This is a genomic window from Obesumbacterium proteus (assembly GCF_001586165.1).
Taxonomy (GTDB): Bacteria; Pseudomonadota; Gammaproteobacteria; order Enterobacterales; family Enterobacteriaceae; genus Hafnia; species Hafnia protea.
The window spans coordinates 1,190,754-1,216,358 of the sequence record NZ_CP014608.1 but is presented as its reverse complement, the minus strand read 5'-3'; the positions used below and the strand labels follow the sequence as shown (position 1 = coordinate 1,216,358).

The window sequence follows — 25,605 nt, the reverse complement described above, 5'->3', positions numbered from 1 at the left end:
CGTTTCTGCCATACTCATCCCAGTATCCTTTTATAAACTCATCGTTTTATAAACTCGTTGTTAGTGGATAAGGACAGGGACTATGAAACTCATTGGCAGCTATACCAGCCCCTACGTGCGCAAAATCTTTGTTATGTTGTTGGAAAAAGGCTGACATTTGAATTTGTTAACGACATTCCGTGGGAAAGCACTAGCCATGTTCCACAATATAACCCGCTAGGGAAAATTCCCGCGCTCGTCACCGCCGACGGTGAGATCTTTTATGACTCACCCATCGTTGCCGAATATATCGATCTGTTAGACGCCACGCCAAAATTCGTACCGGAAGATCGCCAACAGGCGCTGCGTGTGCGCCAGCTAGAAGCGCTTTCTGACGGCATCTGTGACGCCGCGGTGCTACTGGTTCAGGAAATGATGCGCCCAGCTGACAAGCAGAATAGCGACTGGATTGTGCGCCAGCGTGGCAAAATCGATCGCGGCTTAGACGCTTTAGAACGACACGCAAAAGAAGGTAAGTGGCTCAACGGAGCACAGATGACGCTAGCAGATATTGCCACCGGATGCTGTCTTGGCTATCTCAACTTTCGTCGGGTCGCGCCAAACTGGAGTTTAGAGCGCCCTGAGCTGGTTAAACTGGCCGAACGTTTGTTCCAACGAGAGAGCTTTACCCGTACAGAACCACCGGTAACCTGATACTCGCTGTATTCTTGGGCTCTCTGCCTTTATCATATTCACTATTACGATGATAAAGGCGTGAGATCACCATGTCCGCAGACAGCCAGACTCTTTATAGCCAGCTCCCTTCCGTCGATACGCTGTTACGCGACGAAACTTTCCAACCCTTGTTGGAAAACTATGGCGCACAGCTCGTCACCCAAACCTTACGTAGGCTGCAACAGCAGGCGCGCGACAGCATTCGCGTTCAGCAACAGCTTCCCGCATGGTGTGAAAACTGGGCTCTCGCAGTCGATCATCAGCTTTCGCTCAGCCAAAAAGACGCACTCCAGCAGGTTTTTAATCTGACGGGAACCGTATTGCATACCAATCTCGGCCGCGCCCTGTTAGCAGAGCAGGCTATCGACGCCAGCGTCATGGCAATGCGTCACTCCGTCACGCTGGAATACGATCTCGACGGCGCAGGCCGTGGCCATCGCGATCGCGCTATTGCTGACCGCCTGTGCGAATTAACCGGCGCGGAAGATGCCTGTATCGTTAACAACAATGCGGCTGCGGTGCTGCTAATGCTGGCCGCGCTGGCGAGCCATAAGCAGGTTATCGTTTCTCGCGGCGAACTGGTTGAGATTGGCGGCGCATTCCGTATCCCCGACGTCATGTTGCAAGCCGGATGCGAACTCACAGAAGTGGGTACCACCAACCGAACTCACCTTAAAGACTATCGTCAGGCCATCAACGAAAACACCGCATTGCTGATGAAAGTACATACCAGCAACTATGCGATTCAAGGGTTTACCTCCGCCGTAGATGAAGCCGAGCTGGTGACGTTAGGCCGTGAAACGGGAGTCCCCGTTATTACCGATTTGGGCAGTGGTTCGCTGATCGACATGGCCGCCTACGGTCTTCCCGCCGAGCCAATGCCGCAAAAGCTCATTGCCGACGGCGTAGATTTGGTCAGTTTTTCCGGCGATAAATTATTAGGCGGGCCGCAGGCTGGCATTATCGTGGGCAAACGTGAGCTGATTGAACAGCTGCAAAGCCACCCGCTTAAGCGTGCACTGCGCTGCGGTAAAATGACGCTGGCAGCGCTTGATGCCACGCTCCAGCTCTATCAACAGCCAGAGAAACTCGCTCAGGCGTTGCCGACGCTGCGTCATATGACGCGCACCGAAGCCGAAATCCGTGCCAGCGCCGAACGCCTATTACCGCCATTACAGCAGCGCTTCGCCAAGCAGTTTAACGTGAGCATCACGCCTTGCCAGTCGCAAATCGGCAGCGGATCGTTGCCGGTTGATCGCCTGCCGAGTATTGCTATTACCCTGATGCCGCACAGCGGTAAGGGCGGCGAACTCGAAGCGCTGTCTCAGCAATGCCGCGCGCTATCCCGCCCAGTCATTGGTCGCATCAGTGAAGGAAAACTGTGGCTCGATCTGCGCTGTTTAGAAGATGAAGAAGGACTTTTACACGCGTTATTACAGGAGTTACGTCCATGATTATTGCTACCGCTGGGCACGTTGACCACGGTAAGACCACGCTGTTACAGGCGCTGACGGGCGTGGATGCCGACCGCTTACCGGAAGAAAAACGCCGCGGTATGACCATCGATCTCGGCTACGCCTATTTGCCATTAGACGATGGCAACGTGTTGGGTTTTATCGACGTTCCCGGCCATGAAAAATTCCTCGCCAATATGTTGGCAGGCATTGGCGGTATTCCTCACGCCCTGTTAGTCGTGGCCTGCGACGACGGCGTGATGGCGCAAACGCGCGAACACCTAACGCTGCTGCGATTAGCGGGCAAACCGGCATTAACCGTGGCGTTAACCAAGGCCGACCGCTCCGATAGCGCTCGTGTGGATGAAGTCCACCAGCAAGTCACTGACGTACTGCGTGAAATGGGATGGTCTGACACACCGATTTTTACCACGGCAGCCGCTCAAGGTGAGGGAATCGATGAGCTGCGTACCCATCTTATTGCCTTAACCGAAACACCAGACCATCTCGATAAACGTTTTCGTTTAGCCATCGACCGCGCTTTTAGCGTAAAAGGCGCGGGTTTAGTGGTTACCGGCACGGCGCTCGCAGGCCGCGTGGAAGTAGGTGAAAACCTATGGCTAACCGGTTGTGATAGACCCGTGCGCGTGCGCGGCATCCATGCTCAGAACCAACCTTCTGAACATGCCCATGCGGGTCAGCGTATTGCGCTAAACCTCAGCGGCGACGTTAGCAAAGAGCAGATCAGCCGCGGCGATTGGCTGCTGGCACAGCGCCCTTCGGAAACAGCGAGTACGCGTATTTTAGTTGCGCTTGATCTCATCGCGCCCATCCAGCATTGGCAGCCGTTACATCTGCATCATGCCGCAAGCCACATTACGGGCCGTATCTCGTTATTGGATGAACAGGCTCCGATGGAAGGCGTTCAGCTGGCTGAGTTGGTGCTCGATAGCCCGCTGTGGCTGGTCGAAAATGACACGGTGATCATGCGTGATATTTCAGCCCGCAGCACGCTGGGTGCAGCCCGAGTATTGCAAACCACCTCACCGCGCCGTGGTAAGCGTCTGCCTGCATTTTTAGATTGGCTCAAACAGCTCGCCAATGCCCAAAGTGATGCCGAAGTATTAGCCTTGCGTCTGCCTAAAGGCACACTTTCTATTCCTCAGTTCGCCTGGGAACGCCAGCTCACGGCAGAACGCTGTAGCGAACTTTTCCATGCCGATAATCTGCTGGTCGTGGGCGATTACGCATTATCACGTGAGATAGCGGAACGTTTCCAACAGCGCTTGTTAGACACGTTGGCGCTGTTCCACGAGCAGCATAACGATCAGATGGGCGTTGGCCGTGCTCGCCTGCGCCGTATGGCTCTGCCCGTCGAACCCGAGTCGCTGGTGTTTGCCCTCATTAATCAGCTGCTGGCTAACCAACAAATCACCAATAGCCGCGGCTGGCTGCATCTGCCACAGCATGGTTTAAGCATGAGCGACGCCCAGCAAGCATTGTGGGAACGTACACAGCCATTGATTCAGGATGCGCCGTGGTGGGTTCGCGATCTGGCCAATGAAGTGAAAGCCGAAGAAAATGAAATGCGCCAATTACTGCGTCAGGCGGCATTACTTGGCTACATCACCGCCGTGGTCAAAGATCGTTACTATCGCACCGAGCGTATGCATCAGTTTGCCGATCTGATCCGCGCCATGGACGCCACGCAGGGCAGCACTTCCGCTGCAGATTTTCGCGATCGTCTGGGCGTGGGGCGCAAGCTAGCGATCCAAATTCTGGAGTTTTTTGATCGCAGTGGCTTCACTCGCCGCCGTGGAAACGATCACCTGCTGCGAGATAGCGCGCTGTTCAAAGACGATTAACGATCTATCATGGCTTTTTGGTGCGCATTTGCGCACCAAACTGTGATCCCTTCCGAATAAATACGCCCTCCTTGTCCCTCATATGTGCAGCCACGCTACGCTTATAGAGCTATATATACCCGCCATACTGCAAGCAGCTTGAAGTATGAAGGGTATAAACGTTTCACTGTACCTGACACCATGGAATCAAGGAGACAGTAATGACGAATCACGCTCTTGATATTCTCACTCCCGGCAGCGGCAACTCCCCCCTCAAACTCAAAGCACGTTACGACAACTTTATCGGCGGAAAATGGGTGCCACCCGTTGAAGGAGAATATTTCTCTAACTTGACCCCTGTCACCGGGCAAGCGCTTTGCGAAGTGGCCAGCTCCAGTAAAAAAGACGTGGATTTAGCGCTCGATGCCGCCCACGCGGCCAAAGATGCTTGGGGGAAAACCTCGGTACAACAACGCGCCAGCGTACTGTTTAAGATCGCTGACCGCATGGAGCAGAATCTAGAATTGCTGGCTCACGCTGAAACGTGGGATAACGGCAAACCGATCCGTGAAACTCTAAACGCCGACGTTCCTCTTGCCATCGATCACTTCCGCTACTTTGCTTCCTGTATTCGCGCTCAGGAAGGGGGTATCAGCGAAATTGACAGTGAAACGGTGGCCTATCATTTTCATGAGCCGCTTGGCGTCGTGGGGCAAATCATTCCGTGGAACTTCCCCCTGCTGATGGCCTGCTGGAAAATGGCGCCAGCGCTGGCGGCGGGTAACTGCATCGTACTAAAACCCGCTAAGCTAACGCCGATGTCGGTGCTGATCATGATGGAGCTGATCGGCGATTTGTTGCCAGAAGGCGTACTCAACGTAGTAAACGGTGCCGGTGGTGAAATTGGCGAATACCTCGCAACCTCACCGCGCATTGCCAAAGTGGCGTTTACCGGCTCCACAGAAGTTGGCCAGCAGATCATGGGCTACGCGGCGAAAAACGTGATCCCCGTTACGCTTGAACTGGGCGGAAAATCACCCAATATTTTCTTCGCCGACGTGATGGACAAAGAAGACTCCTTCTTTGATAAAGCGCTGGAAGGGTTTGCCATGTTTGCCTTTAACCAAGGCGAAGTCTGCACCTGCCCAAGCCGCGCGCTGGTTCAGGAGTCTATCTACGAACGCTTTATGGAACGTGCAATTAAGCGTGTGGAATCCATTCGCTCGGGTAACCCGCTCGATAGCAATACACAAATGGGCGCTCAGGTTTCCGCAGGTCAGATGGATACCATACTGAAATACATCGAGATTGGTAAAAAAGAGGGCGCTCGCGTACTGACCGGCGGCGGCAAACGGCTTCTAGAGGGCGGACTAGGCAGCGGATATTATTTAGAGCCCACTATTCTGTTTGGCAAAAACAGCATGCGCGTTTTCCAAGAAGAGATTTTTGGCCCAGTGCTGGCCGTCACAACGTTCAAAAATCAGGCGGAAGCGCTTGAGCTGGCTAACGATACCGACTATGGCCTCGGCGCAGGCGTATGGACGCGTAATGGCACCGTCGCTTATCAGATGGGACGCGGTATTCAGGCCGGCCGCGTGTGGACAAACTGCTACCACGCCTATCCGGCACATGCCGCATTCGGTGGCTATAAACAGTCTGGCATCGGGCGTGAAACCCACAAAATGATGTTGGAACATTATCAGCAAACGAAATGCCTGCTGGTTAGCTATAGCGAAAAACCACAAGGGTTCTTCTGATACGAGAAAGTATTAGGTCAATAGACCCTATTTCCCTCTCCCCTTCACCGGGGAGAGTTAAACTGGCGAGCAACGCGCCCAGACTCAAACTGTTCATCACTGGCGTTTCGCGCTACACTTTTTTTATTTGAATCAGTCCCTTTGCCGTGAAAAAACTATTCCACAGATTCATATCTTTGTTTAAACCGCACTGGTGTCTGGCCGTGTTGGTAGCCGCGTATGGCTATCTCTTCATGCGTCCGGTGATGCTGCGAGCGTTTGACTATGTGCCAAACGCCATCAGTTCGTTCAGCTCATGGAAAGAGACGCTTTCTGTTACTGGCCTACTTGAAATCCCGCAGTTTGTGCTTGGTTTTGGCTTAATACTGATGGCGTTCGGGCTGCTGCTGCGCGCACGCGTGGCGTGGGCATTCTCGTTATTATTGTTATTCGTGACTGGCCTACTCAGCTTTCTTTCACCTCAGGAAATGCTGAACCTGTTTCTGTACGCCGTGATATTGCTGATTTTACTCATCGCCTATTGGCGGCGCTTTGACCATGCCAGCTTAGCTGCCGGTGGTCTATTTGCGTTAGTCAGCTTCGCGTCTTTACTACTGTATGCCGTTTTTGGTTCGCTCTATTTGGGTGGCGAATTTGTTCCGCCGATTTTAGATATGCCGACGGCGTTCTATTTCTCGGTGGTCAGTATGTCAACGGTAGGCTTTGGCGACATTGTTCCCCATACGGCCACCGCTCGGCTATTTACCGTCTCCGTTATCGTTATGGGGATTACCGTATTTGCGACGTCAATCAGTGCCATTATTGGGCCAGTGATTGGCGGTAATTTAAAACGATTGGTGAAAGGCAGGATTTCTCACGTGATGCGTAAAAATCACTTTATTATCGCGGGTGCCACTCCGCTAGCATTGAGCGTTTATCTCGGGCTTAAACAGCGCGGAGACGCACTGACCGTCATCGTGCCACCCAATGTTTCCCATGAATATCCACCGGATACGGACATAATTATCGGCGATCCGTCTAATGCTCAAGTGCTGATCGAAGCGGGTGCAGCGAAAGCAAAATTCATTCTGGCGCTGCGTGATGATGATGCAGAAAATGCGTTTATCGTGCTGGCGGCGAAAGAGGTCGCCAATGCCAACACCAAAACTATTTCGGTGGTTAATGCCAGCAAGCACTTACAGAAAATTAAGCGTGTGCAGCCTGATATGGTGTTCTCACTTCAACTGCTCGGCAGTGAATTGCTGGTGCGCACGCTGAGCGGTGAGCCGATCGACGATAAACTGATTACCGAACTCTTCTTCGGTAATACGTCATCAGTGAAAGACGCTTAAAACTAATTTGCAGATACGCGAAAAACAAAACAGGCCAGCTTTTGCTGGCCTGTATAGCATTGATAATCGAGATACTAGCGACGTACTGCGATCGCTTCGATTTCAATTTTTACGTCTTTAGGCAGACGTGCAACTTCAACGCATGAACGCGCTGGGAACGGTGCATTATGCTCAGTGAAGAACGCTTCGTAGGTCGCGTTAACGGTCGCGAAGTCATTCAGATCTTTAACGAAAACGGTCGTTTTCACAATATCTGAAACTTTCAGACCAGCAGCTTCAACGATAGCCTGCACGTTTTCCAGAGACTGGCGCGCCTGTGCGGAAACGTCTTCAGCAACCTGACCATTCTTCGGGTTCACAGGGATCTGACCAGAAGTGATGATCATGCTACCCAGATCAACGCCCTGAACATAAGGACCGATTGCGGCAGGTGCGTTCTCTGTACTGATGATGCGTGACATATCTGCTCCTATAGGATTTCGGATGTATGATGAACATTAAGAATAAATTCGTCACCATTATAGGGAAGCGGCCTGCTAAAACCCACCCGCCGCCTCGCAAACCCGAGTTAAATCTAGAAATTTGTGTTGAGCTTTAATCTAAATACCCTGCATTACGGCATGATGTTCAAACTCTTTTTCACAGTACTTACACTTCAATAACACTTCATCTTGGCGCACACGAACTTTAAAGCTGGAAGACACCGGTTCGCTGCGGCTAATGCAGTTGCTGTTTGGGCAGTCCAATACGTGGTCAATCTGCTCTGGCAGCGTTGGCGTGAGCTTAAGAACCACTTCGTAGTTATCGATGCGGTTTACCGTCGCTTTAGGCGCATAAATTGAGAGTTGGTTGACCTGCTCTTCGGTCAAGAAGACGTTTTCGATTTTAATCAGGTCTTTACGCCCCTGCGCATTCGAAGGCAGGTTTAAGCCGATAGTAATGCGCTGGTCTGTCTCGGTGAGTTTGAACAACGTTAAGAGTTTGAAACCGACCTGAGCCGGAATATGGTCAATCACCGTGCCACGTTTAATCGCTTCTACCTGTAATTTATTATCGTGTGTCATCTTAGCGTCCTCGATTAAAAGTTCAGTTCAGCATTCAAAACCAGAGCCAACAAAGCCTGACGGGCAAAGATGCCGTTTCCTGCCTGCTGGAAATAATAGGCATACGGCGTTTTATCAACGTCGTTGGTGATTTCATCAATGCGTGGCAGAGGATGCAGCACTTTCATGTTGTCACGAGCGCCTTCTAAAGACGCGGCGCGCAGCACAAACTGAGACTTCACGTTGACGTATTCAGACGGGTCCAAGCGCTCTTTCTGTACGCGGGTCATGTACAGAATATCCAGCTCCGGCATCACTTCTTCGATACTGGTATGCAGGCTGTATTGAATGCCCTTTTCATCCAGCATCTTCAAGATATATGCGGGCATCGCCAAAGCATCTGGCGCGATGAAATAGAAGCGATTTCCTTCAAACTTCGCCAACGCCTGCGTCAATGAGTGCACGGTGCGGCCATATTTCAGGTCACCGACCATCGCGATATTGATGTTATTCAAACGTCCCTGCGTTTCCTGAATCGTAAACAGGTCGAGCAGCGTTTGGGTTGGATGTTGGTTCGAACCATCGCCCGCGTTTACCACCGGAATCGAGCCACAAAACTCAGTCGCCAGTCGCGCCGCACCTTCCTGCGGATGGCGCATCACAATGGCGTCCACGTAGGTGCTGATAACCGAAATGGTATCCGCCAGCGTTTCGCCCTTCTTACCCAGCGACGTATTGCTGCTGTCGGAGAAACCGACGACCGAAGCACCGAGGCGATGCATGGAGGTTTCAAAAGAGAGACGGGTACGCGTTGAGGCCTCGAAGAACAGGCTGGCAATCACTTTGTGTTTCAACAATTCTGGCTGCGGATTCGCCTTCAGGCTTGCAGCAGTACGTAATACCAGCTCCAGTTCCTCACGATTCAGATCGTTTATGGAGATGATATCTTTGTTATACAACGGATTAGCCATTTCTTGTTCTCCTGTTTTTCGCGCCCGCTGGCCGGGGCTACTGGATATTTAAAATGTAATCAACCCGATCGCTGGGCAAAAAAAAGCCCCTCATTGAGGGGCGATTAACGATCGTTTTAGCAACGGAAGAAAAAAACGGTGGCAGCCGCCTTGTTCAGGCAGGGCGTCTAGTCGACAAGCGACCCAAACAGCACTGATAGCCACAACGTTTTTCATGCAGTCTCCCGGCAAATTGTCGGGCATTATACTCACCCGCAGCGATGCTGCAAGCGCTAAATCACGATTTTTATGATCCTACGCAAACGATTTCTATTCCTAAGCCCTATTCACCGCATGCTTAGGATTTAATCAATTAGCGCATGCTGGTATTTCTCCAACATGGTCGATAGCCGTTTGACCGGGATCGTAACGGTGTACGGTGCCTGATAGTGAACTAAGCGTTCCTGATACTGATTCAGTTCGTCTAACAAGCGGAAAAAGTACCCTCTTCGCTTACTATCGCCACCGGCTGAAATCACTTTATTGGCGGTCGCACGTATCTGTTTGTGGAAATCAGACAGCTCTTGGTTGACCGGAATCGGCGCATTGCGTAAACGCTGGTGAGCGATGATTAACGTCAGCGCCAAACGGTATTTAGCAATGTCATTCGGGAACAGACTCAACAGCTGGAAGAGCTGCTGGTACAGCGCCGGTAAATGGTTTTCATTGCGACGCGCCTGATTGGTTGTTAGCGCCGATACCGCGCTGTATACAAAGCCGTTGAGTAAGGCGCGCCCCGTCCGAGCTTTAGAACGATCGCGGATCAAGAACAGCACGATCATCGCCACAAAGCAGCCAATGATCTGGCCAATCGCGTTGTCCAAAAAGCTGCTAACCGGAAACGTCATCGGGTTGCTTAACACCATAATGTTAATCGTCAAAGCCAAGGTCCCCAGCGATCCTAAACGGCGTTTTTGCACTTCCAAACCGATAACAAACGCCATCAGTCCCAAACTTATACACAGCAACAACATGCTTTGCTGCGTAGCGGGAAGAATGAGCATATAAAACAGCGCACCGATCGGCAGCGCCATAATCGTGCCTAACAGGAAATCAATCGATGCCATGCGTGGGTTCGGCGTGCGCATCGCCAGCGCGGTCACCACGGCAATCATAACCATACAGCCACTGCCGGATGTCCAACCAGTCCACAGCCAGAACAGCGCACCAATAGACGTTGCTGCCCACGTGCGCAAGCCGTTGATCATGGCGTGATGGCGCTCTGCGGAGGCGGGTTTTACTACATACTCGCCTTCAAGAATATTTTCTTCTACCGAGCTGATACTGCTGTTGGTATGCACCCCTTTTGCCAATAGCAGGTAGCGCGTAGCGGCACCAATCCAGCTGCTGATGGTTAACGGCACCGAGTCTGTGGGCTGCATCGATAACAGCTGACGCAGCTGTTTCATGCGTTTGTGAACATCGCCGATAGTTTCTACCGGCTCAAGGATCAGAACCTGCATTTCGCTAGGAATACGTTCTGGCGCATTTGAGCTGATAAAGAAGGTTTCACAGGCCTGCGTGATAAGCGTTAAAGAAACGGTGTTCAACGCCTTCAAACGGCGGTTTACGCGTACCCAACGGGTGGATTCCAGCATCAGATTGCTGCGCATCCCGTTAAGCGCATTGGTGCCTTTCACTAAATCGTTCCACGATTTATCCAGCACGTCTCGCTCGTCAGGGCGAACGCACATTTGCAGTAACCGGAATTGATCGACGATCAGCGAACTCACCACGCGGTCGATATCACTTTTGATAGAGCGTGGCGAAAAGATAATGTCGGCCAGTACCGCACACACGATACCTAATACGATTTCACTACAGCGCTCAACCGCATACAGCGGGCTCAACAAGGGCTCCGTTGCCGTTGTCACCACGATAATAAGCGCGGTATAGCCCGCTAAACCGAAGGCATAAGAGTTCTCCACGCGCACCAGCGAAGAGATCCAGGTACATATGCCCGCCCATGCGCAGCACAGGAGCATCATCACCAGCGGCGCACGGATAAACAGCATCATGATCAGCAAACCGCCAATCGAGCCGATAAATGTCCCGATAATACGTAGCCAACCACGGTGACGGATCGCGCCAGAGAAAGGTTCGCCACCAGCTGCAAACGCGGGGCCCGCGGCCACAATAGCCGCGGTTAAAACCGACCAGCGCGGTGTTTCAAGCTGCAAATGAAAGCCAAGAAACAGCGCCAGCACGATAGCAAATGCTAACTTACAGGCAAAACGTAAGCGCAAAAACATGCCACCATTATTCATCATTGCCTCTGTCTGCGCTAAAAAGTGATAGGGATTTGCACGTTAACGTGCATGCAAATCCCAAGTGAAAATCAATGAAAACGTCGTAAGGAGGGATTAGCCAAATTCGCGCAGACGGTGCAGCAGCTGCACCACCGGCGATGACGATTTACGCTCAACGTCTTGTTGGTTGCTCACCACCACGGTGGCGGTTGTCCCAGCCGGATAAGGTGTTTCTTGCTCTTTGTTATCGAGCAAAATTTTCACCGGAACGCGCTGCGCCAAACGAACCCATTCAAGGTTAGAGTCAACGGTCGCCAAGCCTTTGCTATCCGCAGTAGAGCTTTTGTTGTTTACCCCAGCGGATACGCTGTCTACGGTCCCGTACAGAATACGGTTACTGCCCAGCGGCGTAATTTCCACGCGATCGCCGCGCTGGATGCCGTCGAGTTTGGTTTCTTCCATGTAGGCCAGAATGTAGAAGGTGCCTTTTTTCACCAACGCAACCGCCGTAGCGCCACGGTTAATGAACTCACCCTGATGCACGTTCAGGTTGGTTATCCAGCCATCAGCTGGGGCACGCACCACGGTACGTTCTAGATCCAGCTTCGCCAGATCCCGCGTTGACTGTGCTTTCGCCAACTGCTGACGCACCGTTGCCAGCACGTTGCTTGACTGGTCGATCTCTTCTTGAGACATCGCCTGAACGCCTAAACGTACACGACGCCCAGCCTCTTTCGCTTTTTCGCCCACCAGTGTTTGGTAGTAACGCACATCGGCTTCGGCCTGATTTAGCGCTTCTTGATAACGCGGCTGATCGATAACAAACAGGATCTGCCCTTTCTTCACCAGCTGGTTATCGCGAATAGGTACGTCCGAGAGTAGACCGCTGACGTCTGGTGCAATGGCAACAACGTCGGCGGTGAATTTAGCATCACGCGTCCAGGGAGATTCGGTATAAAAGGCCCATGCTTTAAACACGGCAATTGCCGCTACTATCACGATAATCACGGTGATAGCGATGCGGGTCATTTTTATCATAATTTGATTCACAGTGACCTCAGACAAATAAGCAGGTAATCAAGTAGAACAAACAGCAGTACAACGCGGTATTAAACAACGCCGGATGCCAAACAAAGTCGTAGATCCCCGTCGGTTGTAATACTCGCCGGAACAGTAAAAACAGCAGCAAAGCCACCAGCAGTTCAAAAAACACCGGTGGAAAGGACAGGCCAAAAACGACCATTACCGGTAGCAGCCCCATAATTCTCTCCACTCAAATAATATTTAGCCTAGCTCAACGCGGCGTTCTTCGTTGGCTGCATAGCGCCACGAGCGATAACTTTTGCCTTACGCGATCCACTAACCGCCCTCACCCTGAAATACTGGCTGATGGCGTTTAACTCAGAAAAAGGATGTCTGTCAGAGGATGTGAACTACAGGATCTGATGGCAGAAGGACATTTCGTCGTTTCGATACACAGAGGATTATTTCCGCATCGTCAATGACAATATCTTAGCGCAATAATAATCACCATGTATAGAATGTGTGAGCTAAATCACTTTTTATTTAAAATAAACAATCAGTCGTTTTTTTAAGCTATCATCGTTACCTCAAAGGCTGATTGTATGGCAATTTCTCCTGTGCAATCCCATGACCCTATTAAGGTAGATTGAACAATGGAACGACTTAAGCGCATGGCCGTATTTGCCAAAGTAGTTGAATGCGGCTCCTTTACTAGCGCAGGACGCCAGCTTGAGATGAGCGTTTCGTCCATAAGCCAAACCATTTCCAAGTTGGAAAATGAGCTCAATATTAAGCTGCTCAACCGCAGCACGCGCAGCATTGGTTTAACCGAGGCAGGGAAAATTTATTATCAGGGCTGCCGCAAAATGTTGCTTGAGGCGCAGGAAGTCCACGAACAGATTTACGCCTTCAACAATACGCCAACGGGCACCTTACGTATCGGTAGTTCATCGACCATGGCACAAAATGTATTGGCACCGATGACGGCCAGAATGCTGCGTGAATACCCTGGATTATCGATCGATTTAGTTACCGGCGTACCTGCTCCAGACCTTATCGCTGATGGGCTCGATCTGGTGGTGCGGGTGGGCGCATTACAAGACTCCAGCCTGTTTTCCAAGCGCTTGGGTTCCATGCCAATGGTCGTCTGCGCAGCGAAAAGCTATCTCCAGCAGCACGGCACGCCTGAGAAACCCGCGGACATCACCAGTTTTAGCTGGTTGACCTACAGCGTTCGCCCCGACAGCGAATTTGAGCTGATTGCGCCAGAAGGGCAAACGCTGCACCTCTCGCCTCAGGGACGCTTCGTCACCAATGACTCGCAAACGCTCATCCGCTGGCTTAGCGAAGGCGTGGGCATTGCTTACGTGCCGCTGATGTGGGTCATCGAAGAGATAAAACGCGGTGAAGTTGAAATTCTCTTCAGCCGCTATCAATCCGACCCAAGACCGGTTTACGCCTTACATACCCAAAAAGATAAGCTGCCGCTCAAGGTGCAGGTTTGTATTAACTACCTCAGCGAATATTTCACCAAGGTTGGGGAGATTTATCAGGATTATCGGCAGGAGGAGTGAGCTAACTTTTCGTTTGGGGTTCACTATGCAAACTCCGTGTAATATTTCGTCCGCCTGTTTAAAAAGCATTTCTATGAAAACTAAATAGAAGGCGTCCGATGAGAGCCCCATTGCGCGGGGGCTCTCAACTCACGCGCTTCTATCCGAGATGCCATTTTCGCTCCGGTTTGGTATCGCCCGTCCAGGGCGCCCCAAACTCCAGCATGACATCCATGTCATGCTGGCTCGTCCAACCAAAAACTAAACAATTAAAAGGCAAATACGGACAACGTTTTTGCTTTGTTGAATGGAATGCATATTAGAGTCACCAGCAGGGATGCTGGTGACAGGTTGAGGGCGCACAGGATGTGCGCTCCGAGACCGGTCGGTCAAACAACTCGGTAAAAAGCGCGAGAGTCGAGAGGTTGCGCGCTAGCAACCTTTCGTCGGACGCCTACGCCAAGTAACAGCATAGAAAAACCAGAAACTGACTGGCGGACGAAACCCTTCACCGTTCAAGTATAGAAATACCGAAATGTAAGGCGACAGCTTACGCCGTTCCCCCCACCGTCATTGAATCCAGCTTCAACGTTGGCTGACCCACGCCAACCGGCACGCTCTGCCCTTCTTTGCCGCATACGCCAACGCCTTTATCCAGCGCCAGATCGTTACCGACCATAGAAATTTGCTGCATGGCTTCAATGCCTGAACCAATCAACGTTGCGCCTTTCACCGGTTTGGTGATTTTGCCATTCTCAATCAGATAAGCCTCTGACGTAGAGAAGACAAATTTGCCCGACGTAATATCGACCTGACCACCGGCAAAATTCGGCGCATACAGGCCATATTCAACGCTAGAAATAATATCCTGTGGCGATGATTTGCCCGCCAACATATAGGTATTGGTCATGCGTGGCATTGGCAGATGCGCATAGGATTCACGGCGACCGTTACCGGTTGGCGCAAGCCCCATCAGGCGAGCATTCATTTTATCCTGCATAAAGCCTTTCAGAATGCCGTTTTCAATCAATACGTTGTATTGACCCGGAACGCCTTCATCATCAATTGCCAGCGAGCCACGACGTCCGCTAATCGTGCCGTCATCGACAACGGTACACAGTTCAGAAGCCACCAGTTGCCCCATCTGGCCACTGAACACCGACGTACCACGACGATTAAAATCACCTTCTAAACCATGACCAACCGCTTCATGCAACAGCACGCCCGGCCAGCCTGCACCAAGTACAACCGGCATTGAACCAGCTGGAGCCGCTACCGCAGACAGATTTACCAGCGCCATGCGTACCGCTTCTTTGGCAAAAGCATCAGCACGCACATCACCATCGACGAGCTCGAGGAAGTATTCGTAGCCAGAACGACCACCGCCGCCGCTTGAACCACGCTCACGGCGACCATCCTCTTCTACCAGCACGCTGACAGAAAGACGAACCAATGGGCGAACATCTGCCGCCAAGGTGCCATCGGTTGCGGCCACTAGAATTAATTCATACACCCCAGTAATGCTGGCAGACACTTCCTGCACGCGGGGATCTTCCGCACGCGCGACATTATCAACGCGGTGCAGCAGAGCAATTTTTTCTTCACGCGGCAGGCTTTGCAGCGGATCAATGGCGGGATACAGCAAGCTATAAGGCACGTTGCCCAAGGTGTGAACTTTGCCATTGCCCTGTTCACGAACGATGCTGCGAGCCGCCTGTGCGCTTTGATTCAGTGCATTAAGGGTAATCTGGTCAGCGTAGGCGAAGCCGGTCTTCTCACCGCTAATAGCGCGCACGCCAACGCCCTGATCGATATTGTAAGAACCGTCTTTAATGATACGGTCTTCAATCACCCAAGATTCATGGTAACTGGACTGAAAATAGAGATCGGCGTAGTCAAGCTGACGTTCAGCCAGTGTACCCAATACTGAAAACAGATCTTGATGACTCAGTTTGTTAGCAGCCAATAGCTGCTCACTGACGAACGTCAGACTCATAGCGTTTTACTCTTCTTGATCCAAAGGATTAACCAGCTTCGGCTGGAATCGGTTGTGTTGCGCGACCGGCATTTGGGTGCGAATATTTTCAAGTGAGTGAGTATTCACCTTCACTTTAATCGGCATGACCAAATCGGCATTCTGTTCAATAACATTGCCCCAGCCATCCACCGCCATGGTATGTCCCCACGTGCGGCGCGTTGCGCCATGACGACCAACCTGAGCCGGAGCCAAAATATAGCACTGGGTTTCAATTGCGCGAGCACGCAGCAAGATTTCCCAATGAGATTCCCCAGTTACGCGGGTAAACGCCGCAGGCACGGAAATAATTTCGGCCCCTTTATCACGCAACGCTTGGAATAAACCGGGGAAACGCAGATCGTAGCAAATAGTCATACCCAATTTTCCCACTGGGGTATCGACTACGGTCAAATGTTCACCGTGCTGATAGGTATCAGATTCACGGTAGTGTCCGTGCGTATCTTTAATATCAACATCAAACATGTGCAGCTTATCGTAACGCGCCTTCAGCTCGCCTTGATCGTCAAATAACAGGCTGCTGGCGGTGATTTGCTTACTGTCTTCACGGCTAATTAACGGCATTGAGCCAATCAGGATCCACACCCCGTAACGGCGCGCCATATCGCGGATGGCATCTTGCAACGGGCCTTTGCCTTCTTGCTCGGCCTGCTCGTGATAGGCTTTCGAATCAGCAAACAACAGTGCATTTTCTGGCGTCATCACCAGCTTGATGTTGTTATTCAACTGCTTGATTTGCTGTTCTATTTGCGCCAGGTTCGAACGGGTATTATCTCCGCTGCACAGTTGCAATAAAGCAATATTTGCATTCCTCATCGTGCTATTTCTCCTTTGGCTGGCGTAAAACTTCGTTAATGGTTGGGTGATCCAAACTGCCTGTAATGTTGTAGCGTATCAGCGATATTTTATTCCACAACGGCGCCAATACTCTTGATGCAGCAAACACGGCGGCTCCAACGACAGGGTTGATGACAAATGCCGTTGCAACGCCGACGGTAGCCGAAATCTCTGGCGCAATGACCGCCTGCATGTCGATACGGCGAGTCACAAGATTCACGTTACCGTCCATCGCTATATCTGCGGCTAAGCCATCGACCAGTAAATCATTGGTGGATAGAATACCATCCTTAAACTTACCATTGCCGCGAATGCTGTCATAGTAGAAGCCCTGCCCGAAAGTATCGCTAAAATCGAGTTTTAGCTTGCGTAGCAAGGCGTCGAAGCTCACCAATCGCAACAGTTGCCCAGCACGGCCGCCGCCCGCATTATCAATTTCACCTTTACCCAGCTTACTGCTTAGCGTGCCATTAAGCGAGTTCACCTGCGGGCGCCACGGTTCGCCTATCCAATTCAAATCAAGATGAACATCAAACGGTGAGTTTTTCAGCGGCGAGCTAAAGCCAAAATAGTCACTACTGGTGGTAATGTTAGCGCCTTTAACCTGCACTTTCAGCCAAGTATGATCTTTGCTGGTGCTCTGATTCCACATGCCGCTCAGCGTGACTTTGGTATTTCCGGTATCAATTAGGCCATTTTTCAACATCAGTTGATCGCCGTTCGGCGTTAAATCGGCATTTACCTGACGTAGACGCTGTCCCATCATCCAGCAGTCTTGGCAACGCAGGATCATGCTTGGCCACTGACTAAAGGAGACGCGCTCAACGGCCGGTGGCGTTGCTGGCGTATCGCTGTTTGCTGAAGGCGCAGCACTTGGAGGCGTAGTGCTCCACTGCGGGTTGTAATATAGGTAGGCCACGTTGGCGCGTAACACATTGTTATTATCTAAATCAGCTTCGCCGTTAACTTCACGCCCTTTTGCGCTGATATGCGTGCCATTAGCCAGCTTTGAAGCCGAAACAGCTAGCTGATGCCAGGTTTGCCCCGCCAAAATTAACTGTGGCGTGGTTAGGTTAACCTGCTGCGGATAGCTGAAACTTGAACCTGTGGTTCCCGCCTTCTCACCCAGTGCCGGAGCCAGCGCCGCGAGCCACTCTTCACCATCGAGAGCAGGCAGATTCAACGTTAACGACTCACTTTCAGGCAACGCAGGTATTTTACGACTATTGTCGCTCCATGCGGCACGAGCCAGTTTCACACCGTGTTTCTGCAAAATGAATTGGCTATTAAAGTGGTTTTTCGGTCCCAGATTCCCTGTCAGCATGAAACCATTCAAATCGCCTTTGGCATTCACAACCAACGGCAGTGCCTGACCATGTGTTTTATCTAGTGGTGATGGTAAGTGACTGCTTACATTTTTCAGATCGGCATTAACCTGAACGTCATACGATGGACGGCCTTTATGCGGCAGCTTAATCGCCACTTTGGTATTCCAAGGCGCAGAACCGGCAACGTCTTTCGCTAATGCGGACGGCATCCACGGCAGCTTCGCGGGCAGCCAATCGGCATTCAGCGCAACATCTACGCCAAAGTCCTGTGCACCTTCCGCCGTTGAGAAAGTAAAGTTGACCGGTTGACCGAACCAAGCGGCGTTCATTGGGCTACTGGTTAAGTTGCCATTATCGAAGTGCAGTGAACCATTGAGCTGAGTAAAAGTACTATCCAGCGGCTTGATCAGCAAGGAGTTATTCTTAAAAGCAACGTCACCGGTAGCACGGGTTTCTTTGCCATCCAGCGGGATATCAAGATGTAAGCGCCCACTGACATCACCGCTCACTTCCAATTCATCCAAGGCCGCGCCCACAGAATCGGCTAATGGCGATGTTTTAAAGTATTCATGAACGGCCTTGCCAGAACCAGCCACCTTTGCGTCAACCAGCAGCTTTTCTTTCTGGTAAACAGGGATTACGGCGGTGATATCTGTGCCGTCAACGTCGCCAAGTTTAGCGTGCGGCGCATTCATCCACAGACCATCGTTGAGGAAATTCAAATCAATAGCGAGATTGTTCAGCGGCTCCCAGTTGGGCTGGAAACGGAAAGTCGCATCACGTAGAGGAACAAAGACTTGGAATTGACCTTCATTATGCTGATAAGGGAAATAATGCGGGTTCCCTGCGTAAACCAGCGTGGCATTGTCCACCTTCCCGCCTTCCAATGCGCCGGTGAGATAGTCAACCAAGTGCGTTCCCATCAAGGGCTCAGGGAAATAGCGCCATGCCTGTGCCGCGTCATACAGACGGATCCCTGACAAGATACTCAGCCATGGCTGACCTTCTTTAGGATGCTGATAATTAAACTCACCGGTCGCCCACAAAGACTTCGCCTGTACGTCAAGATTATCACCCGACAGCGACCAGCCTTTGTCATTGTTGATAAACGTGGCGACGCCGCTGGCGTGACTCACTTCGAGCGGCGCTCGGAACATATCGCCATACGGCAATAAGCTGTCTTTCAACGAGAATTGCAGGCCCGCGTTCATCGCACTGCCGGATACGCTACCGTTGAAATGATTGACGCCTGGCAGCAATTTCCACGGCTGCCAGCTGACGTCTTGCCATGCCCCAACAAATCGCGCTCGTTCAGGTTGTTGCAGGGGAATATCGACACCCGCGTAGGCAACATGGCCCTTAGGGCGAATATCGTCCCAGCGCCCAATGGCGTCAGGCGTAAGAAACGCTAGCGTAGGTAAAATCGGTCCAATGCGTTCTAACTGTAAATCTGTCGCTCGCAGACGCAGTTCTTCAGGCTGATCGGGGCCGATAAAATGGGTATTTTCGGGACGATACATGGCGCTCAACGAGCCTTTCGGCCATGCAACGCCATCGGTGCTCAAATTAAGCTGAGGAATATCAAACGTCCAACCGCCGGCAATGCGCCCAACCTGTAGCGTAAGATTATCCACCGTCAGTTCATGTTGCTTATCTGCCGTGCTCCAGTTGGCCTCCCCCTGCTTTAACAGCAGATGCCCACCTTGGATTTCGCCATCGGTCACGGTTAGCCAAGACGCTAAGCTGAATCGCGCGCTATGCAAACCAGTATTGCGGTTTACCCAGCGACTCAGCCACGGCTTCATCTCTATTTCATCGGCCTGCAAATAAACGGTGCCATCACTGAGCAAGCCGTTTTTGTCATGCAGATCCATTCTGACCTGCATATTGCCGTGCTGACCTTCCGGCGTGGAGAACATGACCTGACCTTCAGCGCGATGGCGCGTCGCGGTGTTTAGCCAAGTCAGATTAGGGATTTCAAGCTGGATACGCGGGCCCGACGGGCTTGGAAAGGTGATCTTGCTGTCGCGCAGAATAAAGTGGTCAAACTGGTAAAGGAAGATGTCCGTAATACCGTCACTTTCGATGCCCTTGGAATCGGACGAAGAACCGCTTAAAGGCTCATTGCTATCGGCCTGTAGGTGGTAAAAAGTGAGATCGCGGAACTGCCAGCGCCAATGCAGCAGAGATTGCCAAACATCCAGCGCAACGGTTACCCGCTGAATACTGATATTACCTTTTGGCTGCGCCACAGAAATATTGCGCACTTCCAGCGTGGGGCCAAATGACTGCCAGTTTGCATTCAGCGCGCCGATTTTTACCGGCACACCAGAATACTGTTCAATCTTTTCAACGATCTGCGGGCGAAATGTTTCAAGGTGAGGCAGAGCCAAGCGCAGGCCACTCACTATCAACGCCACCAGAACAATCAATGCCACCAGTGTCGCTAGTAAGTATCCAGACAGTCGCCTCACGCTCTTCTCCTTGAAATCATAATCGTAAGCTGAGCGTTCAAATCACATCATAACCACGTCGAATTGCTCTTGGTTGTAAAGCGGCTCAATCTGTACTTTGACCTGTTTACCCACAAAAATCTCCACCTCAGCCAAAGAATGAGATTCTTCGCTTTTCAGCGCTTCGCCAACGGCAGGTGACGCATAAACCAAGAACCGATCGCTGTCATAAGCATGGTGTACGCGGACGATCTCACGCAAAATCTCGTAGCATACGGTTTCAACGGTTTTCACCGTTCCACGTCCGCGACAGGTTGGACAATCGCTACACAGCACATGTTCAATGCTTTCGCGCGTTCTTTTGCGCGTCATTTCCACTAATCCTAGCTGGGAAAAACCGTTTATGCTGGTTTTCGCACGATCTTTGCTAAGCGCCTGTTCTAACGAATGCAGCACGCGGCGGCGGTGATCTTCACTGCTCATATCGATGAAATCAATGATGATAATCCCGCCTAAATTGCGCAGTCGTAGCTGACGAGCAATCGCCTGAGTGGCCTCAACGTTGGTGTTGAAAATGGTTTCATCCAGATTGCGATGGCCCACAAACGCGCCGGTATTAATATCCACCGTCGTCATGGCTTCCGTTTGATCGATGATCAGATAGCCACCCGATTTTAGCTCAACGCGACGATCGAGCGACCGCTGGATCTCGTTCTCAACGTCATAGAGATCGAAAATGGGCTGCTTGCCAGTATATAACTCAAGCTTAGACGTCATCTCCGGAATGTACTCACGGGTGAATTCGGTCAATGAATCAAAATTCAGGCGCGAATCAACGCGGATGCGATCTAACGCGGCGCCCGCAAAATCACGCAATACGCGGTGCGCTAAGGCTAATTCGCCATACAGCTTACATTTGGTTTTATTACGACGCTTGCGTTCCATTACTTTGGTCCACAAACGTTTTAAAAATGCGGCATCTTGTGCCAATTCTTCGTCATCAATACCTTCCGCCGCCGTGCGGATAATAAATCCGCCCTGCTCATCACAGTATTCAGAAACGATAGACTTCAGACGATTACGTTCGGCTTCGCCTTCAATACGTTGAGAGACGCCCACGTGGCTCGCTCCCGGCATAAAGACCAGATAACGAGAAGGCAACGTGATATCCGTGGTTAGGCGTGCGCCTTTCGTACCGAGGGGATCTTTGACAACCTGAACCATCAGGTCTTGTCCCTGACGAACCAGCTCAGCGATATCACGTACATGGAAGTTTTTTTGCTCATCACCCGCCACACATTCGGTGTGCGGCATGATGTCCGAGGCATGTAAAAATGCCGCTTTATCTAACCCAATGTCGACAAAAGCCGCCTGCATGCCGGGTAGTACACGGCTGACGCGCCCTTTGTAAATATTGCCCACAATGCCACGCTTAGATTCGCGCTCAATATGGATTTCTTGCAGGATCCCCCCGTCAATGTAGGCGACCCGTGTTTCTGAAGGTGTAACGTTAACTAGCAATTCAGCTGTCATGGTCTCTCCTCACGTCCCGTAACGCCATAAACTGTTTAAGTAGCTCTTGTGTTTCTACTAACGGTAGTCCCATTACGGCATGATAACTACCGGTAATAGATCTTACGAAGCAGCCACCTTTTCCTTGTATTCCGTATGCACCCGCTTTATCCATGGGTTCGCCGCTAGCGATATAGTCGTGAATATCTTGTTCGCTGAGAGATCGAAATGTCACGTCGGTTACCACATGACAATATAACTGATGCTGCCTATCTGCCAATGAAACCGCGGTAATCACCTGATGAGTTTGCCCTGATAGCTGGCGTAGCATCTGTGCTGCATGAGCCTCATTTTTAGGTTTTTCTAGAACGGAACCCTCTAACACCACGATCGTGTCGGCACCCAGCACCGGTTTATCTTCTGGCGCAGCGGCAACACCCGCACGCGCTTTATCTTGTGCCAAACGGCAAACGTATTCCAATGGCGCTTCTTCTGGCTGGCGCTGTTCTTCCACATCGATAATCAGGCGCTCAAATGGAATATCCATTAACGCTAATAATTCACGACGGCGCGGCGATCCAGATCCCAGATAGATAGAGTCCATTGAAAATTCTCGTTATATATCGTTATAAATGAATGAGCTTTACCCTAAGGTAAATTATTGCACCGCAAAACGACGGCGAACTTTACGCATCAGCAAGAATAGCCACGGCCACAGCACACCGTTAACCACACTACTCCAGAATACCTCTGGACGGAAAGAGGCATTTGCCACAACAAATTCGCCCCAGAAAACAACAACGTCCATAGCAGCCGTGAGTAATACCACCATCAGAGCCTGCTGCCAGAGTGCCATATTGCGGAATAGTTGGAATTTGAATGCGACCAGATACGCCAACAGGCTAAACGCTAACGCGCGAACGCCAAGCGTTGAACCTAAAATAAGATCCCAGATCAGGCCCAGAACAAAACCAGTGCCAACGTTAACCCGATGCGGTAACGCCATCACCCAGTAAATCAGAAATAAAGCTAACCAATTAGGCCGGAACATCATCAGTTCGTCCGGCCACGGCATAACCTGCAATACGAAAGCCAGCAGAAAGAACAGCCAAATAATCCACCGTCCTTGGCTACGATATCCCGACATTAACGGCCTCCTTGCGCACGAGCAGGAAGCGTTGTGGCTGACGGTGAAACGACCGGATTCGCGGGACTGGTCGCGTTATTAGCAGGCGCTGCGGGCGCAACCGTCGTTGTTCCCGGTGGCGTAATACCGGCGGCTGGCGCAGGTTGTTGAGGCCCCATTTCTGACGGCGTCGGTAACACCTGCGGCATCATCTGCATTAAACGCTCATTGGCAACGCGATGCACTTCATCTGGCGGCAACGGCATGGTGCCATTACGATCGGCCCCCCACAGCAGCAGCAGATAGCGCAAGCGCTGTAGCCCTGCGGTTGGACGCGCTTTGATCACGGTGTAAGCACGTTGGTTATCCACTTTAACCGAAGAAACCACAGCAACCGGATAGCCTTCGGGGAAGCGTCCACCCAAGCCGGATGTCACTAAAACATCGCCGACGCGAATATCGGTATTGGCAGGAAGGTGCTCAAGTTGGAGATCGTCAGTACAACCGTTACCCGCAGCTAACACGCGAATGTCATTGCGTAATACCTGAATAGGTAAAGCATGTGAGGCATTACAGATCAGCAGCACTCGGCTCGACATTTTGCCAACGGCAACCACCTGACCCACTACGCCTTTATCACTGATGATAGGCTGGCCAAAATAAACGCCGCTGTTGCTGCCTTTATCTATCACCACCTGATCGCTATACGGATCGGGCAATGTGGAAATAACCTGCGTCACCATTTTGTGCTCATCTTGACGCAACGGCGATCCCAGCAGCTCACGCAGACGGGCATTTTCTTGTTTGAACTGACCGAGTAACAGGGTATCGCTATTTTTTAATAGGAGTTCTTGGCGTAATGCCCTGTTTTCCAATTCCAATTGTTCGCGAGTGGCCAACGTGCTTGAGACGTTGTCCAGGATCTGACGAGGTCCATTTGACAGATAATAAAAAGGACTAACGGCGGTATCAAGATAGCTACGAATCTGCAGAAAAGTGCCAAAACGGCTATCTGCAATCACTAATCCAATAGCAACAACCACCGCCAGAAAGAGTCGGAGTTGCAGAGAAGGGCCTCTGCTAAATATCGGCTTCATAAAATTGCGTTATCCTCGACAGCAGGGAAACAGGCAAGCGTTTCCCGAGCGGTTTTAGCGATTCCACGATGCACAACCACCGGCTTGGGAATTCCCAATCCGGTGGCAAACACGTGGCATCACCGGCAAGCAGGAGCCAAGCTCCTACCTACAGGCCGATTATTCTTCGCTGAACAAATCACCGCCATGCATATCGATCATTTCCAACGCTTTACCACCACCACGCGCCACACAGGTCAGCGGGTCTTCGGCAACAACAACTGGAATACCGGTTTCTTCCATCAGCAGACGGTCTAAGTTGCGCAGCAGTGCGCCGCCGCCGGTCAGAACCATACCGCGTTCAGAAATGTCAGAAGCCAACTCTGGTGGACACTGTTCCAGAGCAACCATCACCGCGCTTACGATACCGGTCAGAGGCTCTTGCAGAGCTTCCAGAATTTCGTTGGAATTCAGCGTGAAGCCACGAGGAACACCTTCAGCCAAGTTACGGCCACGAACTTCGATTTCGTGAACTTCATCACCTGGGTAAGCAGAACCGATACCGTGTTTGATGCGTTCGGCGGTTGCTTCACCAATCAGTGAGCCATAGTTACGACGCACATAATTAATGATAGCTTCATCGAAGCGGTCACCACCGATACGAACAGAAGAAGAGTAAACCACGCCATTCAGGGAGATAACGGCCACTTCAGTCGTACCACCACCGATATCCACCACCATTGAGCCGGTCGCTTCAGAAACAGGCAAGCCTGCGCCAATGGCCGCTGCCATTGGTTCTTCAATCAAGAAGACTTCACGTGCACCTGCACCCTGCGCAGATTCACGGATTGCACGACGTTCAACCTGCGTTGCACCCACTGGCACACATACCAAGACACGCGGGCTTGGACGCATAAAGCTGTTGCTGTGCACCTGTTTGATAAAGTGCTGAAGCATTTTTTCAGTCACGAAGAAATCGGCAATTACGCCGTCTTTCATTGGACGAATCGCGGCAATATTACCTGGGGTACGGCCCAGCATTTGCTTAGCTTCATGCCCTACCGCAGCAACGCTTTTCGGGGAGCCTGCGCGGTCCTGACGAATCGCCACTACGGACGGTTCGTTCAATACAATGCCTTGTCCTTTCACATAAATCAGGGTATTGGCTGTACCCAAGTCGATGGACAAGTCATTTGAAAACATGCCACGAAATTTCTTAAACATAACTGAAGGATAATCCTGAAAGCTGGGGGCGAAAAA

19 protein-coding genes and 1 pseudogene are annotated in these 25,605 nt (G+C 51.3%); 6 read left to right on the top strand and 14 right to left on the bottom strand.

What is annotated here, in order from left to right; all coding sequences use genetic code 11:
• Positions 1 to 82: 82 nt before the first annotated feature.
• The 5 genes and pseudogenes from DSM2777_RS05785 to kch all read left to right on the top strand — a co-directional run bounded on the left by DSM2777_RS05785 (position 83) and on the right by kch (position 7,100).
• Positions 83 to 693, top strand: a pseudogene (locus DSM2777_RS05785) (glutathione S-transferase).
• A 71-nt stretch (positions 694 to 764) separates the two neighbouring features.
• Positions 765 to 2,168 (top strand): L-seryl-tRNA(Sec) selenium transferase, encoded by a 1,404-nt coding sequence (selA, locus tag DSM2777_RS05780; protein ID WP_061553394.1) that lies wholly within the window; start codon positions 765 to 767, stop codon positions 2,166 to 2,168.
• Positions 2,165 to 4,033, top strand: a complete 1,869-nt coding sequence (gene selB, locus DSM2777_RS05775; protein ID WP_061553393.1) for a selenocysteine-specific translation elongation factor — start codon at positions 2,165 to 2,167, stop codon at positions 4,031 to 4,033. Before selA ends, selB begins: the two co-directional genes overlap by 4 nt.
• Positions 4,034 to 4,233: 200 nt before the next feature.
• The gene (gene exaC, locus DSM2777_RS05770) at positions 4,234 to 5,769 is read left to right on the top strand and encodes an acetaldehyde dehydrogenase ExaC (RefSeq protein ID WP_061553392.1); all 1,536 of its coding nucleotides are present in this window, start codon (positions 4,234 to 4,236) and stop codon (positions 5,767 to 5,769) included.
• Positions 5,770 to 5,915: 146 nt separating this feature from the next.
• A complete protein-coding gene (gene kch, locus DSM2777_RS05765; protein ID WP_046459713.1) occupies positions 5,916 to 7,100 on the top strand; it encodes a voltage-gated potassium channel protein in 1,185 nt (394 codons plus the stop codon).
• Positions 7,101 to 7,174: 74 nt separating this feature from the next.
• Here kch and ridA read toward each other — a convergent pair whose 3' ends face one another.
• The 6 genes from ridA to aaeX form a co-directional block, all read right to left on the bottom strand.
• Positions 7,175 to 7,561: a 2-iminobutanoate/2-iminopropanoate deaminase gene (ridA, locus tag DSM2777_RS05760; protein WP_025798421.1), complete on the bottom strand. Its 387-nt coding sequence runs from the start codon at positions 7,559 to 7,561 to the stop codon at positions 7,175 to 7,177.
• A 138-nt stretch (positions 7,562 to 7,699) separates the two neighbouring features.
• On the bottom strand, positions 7,700 to 8,164 hold the full coding sequence (gene pyrI, locus DSM2777_RS05755; RefSeq protein ID WP_043489007.1) for an aspartate carbamoyltransferase regulatory subunit: 465 nt from the start codon (positions 8,162 to 8,164) through the stop codon (positions 7,700 to 7,702).
• Positions 8,165 to 8,178: 14 nt separating this feature from the next.
• Positions 8,179 to 9,114, bottom strand: coding sequence for an aspartate carbamoyltransferase (pyrB, locus tag DSM2777_RS05750; RefSeq protein WP_046459714.1), 936 nt, complete (start codon positions 9,112 to 9,114; stop codon positions 8,179 to 8,181).
• Between the two features lie 344 nt (positions 9,115 to 9,458).
• Positions 9,459 to 11,405, bottom strand: coding sequence for a p-hydroxybenzoic acid efflux pump subunit AaeB (gene aaeB, locus DSM2777_RS05745; protein ID WP_418009385.1), 1,947 nt, complete (start codon positions 11,403 to 11,405; stop codon positions 9,459 to 9,461).
• Positions 11,406 to 11,516: 111 nt separating this feature from the next.
• The gene (gene aaeA, locus DSM2777_RS05740) at positions 11,517 to 12,440 is read right to left on the bottom strand and encodes a p-hydroxybenzoic acid efflux pump subunit AaeA (RefSeq protein ID WP_061555336.1); all 924 of its coding nucleotides are present in this window, start codon (positions 12,438 to 12,440) and stop codon (positions 11,517 to 11,519) included.
• Positions 12,441 to 12,459: 19 nt separating this feature from the next.
• On the bottom strand, positions 12,460 to 12,663 hold the full coding sequence (aaeX, locus tag DSM2777_RS05735; protein WP_004097177.1) for a p-hydroxybenzoic acid efflux pump operon protein AaeX: 204 nt from the start codon (positions 12,661 to 12,663) through the stop codon (positions 12,460 to 12,462).
• Between the two features lie 415 nt (positions 12,664 to 13,078).
• On the opposite strand from aaeX, the gene aaeR reads away from it, so the two are divergent.
• A complete protein-coding gene (aaeR, locus tag DSM2777_RS05730; RefSeq protein ID WP_025798429.1) occupies positions 13,079 to 13,999 on the top strand; it encodes an HTH-type transcriptional activator AaeR in 921 nt (306 codons plus the stop codon).
• Between the two features lie 529 nt (positions 14,000 to 14,528).
• On the opposite strand, the gene tldD is transcribed toward aaeR, so the two are convergent.
• The 8 genes from tldD to mreB all read right to left on the bottom strand — a co-directional run bounded on the left by tldD (position 14,529) and on the right by mreB (position 25,569).
• Complete coding sequence (gene tldD, locus DSM2777_RS05725) at positions 14,529 to 15,974, bottom strand: metalloprotease TldD (protein WP_025798431.1); 1,446 nt, start codon at positions 15,972 to 15,974, stop codon at positions 14,529 to 14,531.
• A 6-nt stretch (positions 15,975 to 15,980) separates the two neighbouring features.
• Positions 15,981 to 16,829 (bottom strand): deaminated glutathione amidase, encoded by an 849-nt coding sequence (nit1, locus tag DSM2777_RS05720; protein WP_025798433.1) that lies wholly within the window; start codon positions 16,827 to 16,829, stop codon positions 15,981 to 15,983.
• Between the two features lie 4 nt (positions 16,830 to 16,833).
• Entirely contained in the window at positions 16,834 to 20,652 is a 3,819-nt protein-coding gene (gene yhdP / locus DSM2777_RS05715) for an AsmA2 domain-containing protein YhdP (RefSeq protein ID WP_061553390.1), read from the bottom strand.
• A gap of 42 nt (positions 20,653 to 20,694) precedes the next feature.
• Positions 20,695 to 22,164 carry a ribonuclease G gene (rng, locus tag DSM2777_RS05710; protein ID WP_040045631.1) on the bottom strand — a complete coding sequence of 490 codons (1,470 nt, stop codon included), beginning with the start codon at positions 22,162 to 22,164 and terminating at the stop codon, positions 20,695 to 20,697.
• Positions 22,154 to 22,747: a Maf family protein gene (locus tag DSM2777_RS05705; RefSeq protein ID WP_046459719.1), complete on the bottom strand. Its 594-nt coding sequence runs from the start codon at positions 22,745 to 22,747 to the stop codon at positions 22,154 to 22,156. The genes rng and DSM2777_RS05705 overlap by 11 nt, the downstream gene beginning before the upstream one ends.
• A 54-nt stretch (positions 22,748 to 22,801) precedes the next feature.
• Entirely contained in the window at positions 22,802 to 23,290 is a 489-nt protein-coding gene (gene mreD, locus DSM2777_RS05700) for a rod shape-determining protein MreD (protein ID WP_046459720.1), read from the bottom strand.
• Positions 23,290 to 24,366, bottom strand: a complete 1,077-nt coding sequence (gene mreC, locus DSM2777_RS05695) for a rod shape-determining protein MreC (RefSeq protein ID WP_046459721.1) — start codon at positions 24,364 to 24,366, stop codon at positions 23,290 to 23,292. The genes mreD and mreC overlap by 1 nt, the downstream gene beginning before the upstream one ends.
• Before the next feature lie 159 nt (positions 24,367 to 24,525).
• Complete coding sequence (gene mreB / locus DSM2777_RS05690; RefSeq protein WP_012147106.1) at positions 24,526 to 25,569, bottom strand: rod shape-determining protein MreB; 1,044 nt, start codon at positions 25,567 to 25,569, stop codon at positions 24,526 to 24,528.
• Positions 25,570 to 25,605 lie beyond the last annotated feature (36 nt).